Source organism: Mesorhizobium sp. M4A.F.Ca.ET.090.04.2.1 (assembly GCF_003999085.1).
Lineage (GTDB): Bacteria > Pseudomonadota > Alphaproteobacteria > Rhizobiales > Rhizobiaceae > Mesorhizobium.
This window is the reverse complement of the sequence record NZ_RZOT01000546.1, coordinates 1-4069: the sequence shown is the minus strand read 5'-3', so window position 1 is coordinate 4069 and position 4069 is coordinate 1. Positions and strand designations below refer to the sequence as shown.

Below are 4069 nucleotides of genomic sequence, written 5' to 3'. Positions count from 1 at the left end.
CTCCAGATCCATGCCGGCCAGCAGGTCGTGAATGGCCTCTGCGCCGATCATGGCGGTGAACGAATCCTCGCCATATTCGTCGACGGCGATCATGTACTCTTCCTCGCTGAGCAGCTGGTGCTCCTTCAGCGCGGTCAGGCCAGGCTCGGTGACGATGTAGTTCTCGAAGTAGAGGACGCGCTCGATGTCCTTCAGCGTCATGTCGAGCAGCGTGCCAATGCGCGAGGGCAGCGACTTCAGGAACCAGATATGGGCGACGGGCGCGGCGAGCTCGATATGGCCCATGCGCTCGCGGCGCACGCGCGACAGCGTGACTTCGACGCCGCACTTCTCGCAGATGACGCCCTTGTACTTCATGCGCTTGTACTTGCCGCACAGGCATTCATAGTCCTTGATCGGACCGAAAATGCGCGCGCAGAACAGGCCGTCACGCTCCGGCTTGAAGGTGCGGTAGTTGATGGTCTCCGGCTTCTTGATCTCGCCGAACGACCAGGACAGAATCTTCTCAGGGCTGGCGAGCGATATCCGGATGGAATCGAACACCTGCGCCGGCGCCTGGGGGTTGAAGAGATTCATGACCTCTTGGTTCATGCCGTTCTCCTTTTCGGGGTCCTCGAAAACCCCTTGCATCTAACGCGGGCCGAATGCCCGCAGACTGGTCGGCCCACCGGCCGAGGAATTTGATCGGCGCGCCGCGACCTTGCGCGGCGCGCCATAGCCTTACTCGGCAGCGTCGGGCAGCTGCACCGGCGCGTCGTCGAACTTGGTGTTCTCCAGTTCGACATTGAGGCCGAGCGACCGCATCTCCTTGACGAGAACGTTGAAGCTCTCGGGGATACCGGCCTCGAACGTGTCGTCGCCTCTGACGATCGCTTCATAGACCTTGGTGCGTCCGGCGACGTCGTCCGACTTCACCGTCAGCATCTCTTGCAGCGTGTAGGCGGCGCCATAGGCTTCCAGCGCCCAGACCTCCATTTCGCCGAAGCGCTGGCCGCCGAACTGCGCCTTGCCGCCCAGCGGCTGCTGGGTGACCAGCGAGTATGGACCGATCGAACGCGCGTGGATCTTGTCGTCCACCAGGTGGTGAAGCTTGAGCATGTAGATGTAGCCCATCGTCACCTTGCGATCGAACGGCTCGCCGGTGCGGCCGTCATAGAGCTGCGACTGACCGCTGGTGTGCAGGCCAGCCTGCTCCAGCATGGTGTTGATGTCGGCCTCATGCGCGCCGTCGAACACCGGGGTCGCGATGGAGACGCCACGGCGCATCTGCTCGCTCAGGCGAATGATGCTCTCGTCGTCATACTCGCGGATCGGCTCGTTGCGGTCGTTGGAAGGCATGAAGCTTTCCAGCGTCTTGCGCAGCGGCTTGATGTCGCCACCCGCCTTGTACGCATCGATCAACTCGCCGATCTTCCTGCCCATGCCGGCGCAAGCCCAGCCCAGATGCGTCTCCAGGATCTGGCCGACATTCATGCGGCTCGGCACACCCAGCGGGTTGAGCACGATATCGGCATGCGTGCCGTCCTCGAGGAACGGCATGTCCTCGACCGGAACAATACGCGACACGACACCCTTGTTGCCGTGACGGCCGGCCATCTTGTCGCCCGGCTGCATCTTGCGCTTCACCGCCACGAAGACCTTGACCATCTTCATGACGCCCGGAGGCATCTCGTCGCCGCGCTGCACCTTCTCGACCTTGTCCATGAAGCGCTGCTCGAGCGCCTTCTTGGAGTCGTCGTACTGGCCGCGCAGGGCTTCCAGTTCGCTCTGGAGCTTTTCGTTCTCCACCGCGAACTGCCACCACTGCGAGCGCGGATACTCGTCAAGCGTGTCCTTCGACAGTTTCGAGCCCTTCTTGAAGCCCTTCGGCCCGGCGATCGCATCCTTGCCGACAAGCATGTCGGATAGGCGCGAATAGACGTTGCGATCGAGGATCGCCTGCTCGTCGTCGCGGTCCTTGGCCAGGCGCTCGATCTCCTCGCGCTCGATCGCCATGGCGCGCTCGTCCTTCTCCACGCCGTGGCGGTTGAAGACGCGCACTTCGACGACCGTGCCGAAGGTTCCTGGAGGCATGCGCATCGAAGTGTCGCGCACGTCGGAAGCCTTTTCACCGAAGATGGCGCGCAAGAGCTTCTCTTCCGGCGTCATCGGGCTTTCGCCCTTCGGCGTGATCTTGCCGACCAGGATGTCGCCCGGCTGCACTTCAGCGCCGATGTAGACGATGCCGGCTTCGTCGAGGTTCTTCAGCGCTTCTTCCGAAACGTTCGGAATGTCGCGCGTGATTTCCTCCGGCCCGAGCTTGGTGTCGCGCGCCATGACCTCGAACTCCTCGATGTGGATCGAGGTGAAGACGTCGTCGGCGACGATGCGCTCGGACAAGAGGATCGAGTCCTCGTAGTTATAGCCGTTCCACGGCATGAACGCGACCAGCACGTTGCGGCCGAGCGCCAGATCGCCGAGCTCGGTCGACGGACCGTCGGCGATGATGTCGCCCTTGTTGACGCGGTCGCCCATGCGCACCAGCGGACGCTGGTTGATGCAGGTGTTCTGGTTCGAACGCTGGAACTTCATCAGCCGGTAGATGTCGACGCCGGACTTGCCGGGATCGAGATCTTCCGTGGCGCGGATGACGATACGCGTCGCGTCCACCTGGTCGACGATGCCGCCGCGGCGGGCGCCGATGGCGGCGCCCGAGTCACGGGCGACGATCGGCTCCATGCCGGTGCCGACGAACGGCGCCTCGGCGCGCACCAGCGGCACGGCCTGACGCTGCATGTTCGAGCCCATCAGCGCGCGGTTGGCGTCGTCGTTCTCGAGGAACGGGATGAGCGCCGCCGCCACCGAAACCATCTGCTTCGGCGACACGTCCATCAGGTCGACGTTCTCGCGCGGCGCCATCATCACTTCGCCGGCGTTGCGGCAGATGACGAATTCGTCAACGAAGCCGCCATTCTTGTCGAGCTCGGCGTTGGCCTGCGCGACATGGTGCTTGGCTTCTTCCATCGCCGACAGGTAGACGACCTCGTTGGTCAGCTTGCCGTTGACGATCTTGCGGTACGGGCTCTCGATGAAGCCGTACTTGTTGACGCGCGCGAAGGTCGCCAGCGAGTTGATCAGACCGATATTCGGGCCTTCCGGCGTCTCGATCGGGCAGATGCGGCCGTAATGCGTCGGATGCACGTCGCGCACCTCGAAGCCGGCGCGCTCACGCGTCAGACCGCCCGGTCCAAGCGCCGAAAGGCGGCGCTTGTGGGTGATCTCCGACAGCGGGTTGGTCTGGTCCATGAACTGCGACAGCTGCGAGGAACCGAAGAACTCGCGCACGGCGGCGGCCGCCGGCTTGGCGTTGATCAGGTCCTGCGGCATCACCGTGTCGATCTCGATCGAGGACATGCGTTCCTTGATCGCGCGCTCCATGCGCAGCAGGCCGACGCGGTACTGGTTTTCCATCAGCTCGCCGACCGAGCGCACGCGGCGGTTGCCGAGATTGTCGATGTCGTCGATCTCGCCCTTGCCGTCGCGCAGTTCCACCAGCGTCTTGACCACGGCCAGGATGTCTTCCTTGCGCAGCACACGCACCGTATCCTCGGCCTTGAGCTCGAGGCGCATGTTCATCTTGACGCGGCCGACGGCCGACAGGTCATAGCGTTCGCTGTCGAAGAACAGCGAGTTGAACATGGCTTCGGCGGTCTCGAGCGTCGGCGGCTCGCCCGGGCGCATGACGCGGTAGATGTCGAACAGCGCGTCCTGCCGGCTCTCGTTCTTGTCGACGGCGAGCGTGTTGCGGATGTAGGCGCCGACATTGACGTGGTCGATGTCGAGGATCTGGATTTCCTGCTCGCCGGTGCCGAGCAGCACCTTCAGCGTCTTGTCGTCGATCTCGTCGCCGGCCTCGAGGAATATCTCGCCGGTGGCGTAGTTGACGATGTCCTCGGCGAGGTAGTTGCCGAGCAGATCCTCGTCAGTCGCCTTGATCGCCTTCAGGCCCTTTTCGCCGAGCTGGCGGGCCTGGCGCGCGGTGATCTTCTTGCCGGCCTCGACGACGATCTCGCCGGTGTCGGCATCGACG

General features: G+C 63.6%; 1 protein-coding gene and 1 pseudogene. Both read right to left on the bottom strand.

Going from position 1 to position 4069, the window contains the following annotated elements; translation table 11 throughout:
• Nucleotides 1–591 (bottom strand): annotated as a pseudogene (locus tag EN781_RS27730) (DNA-directed RNA polymerase subunit beta'); the annotation flags it as partial.
• Nucleotides 592–720: 129 nt separating this feature from the next.
• A partial coding sequence (gene rpoB, locus EN781_RS27725; RefSeq protein WP_127400523.1) for a DNA-directed RNA polymerase subunit beta occupies nucleotides 721–4069 on the bottom strand: 3349 nt, incomplete at its 5' end.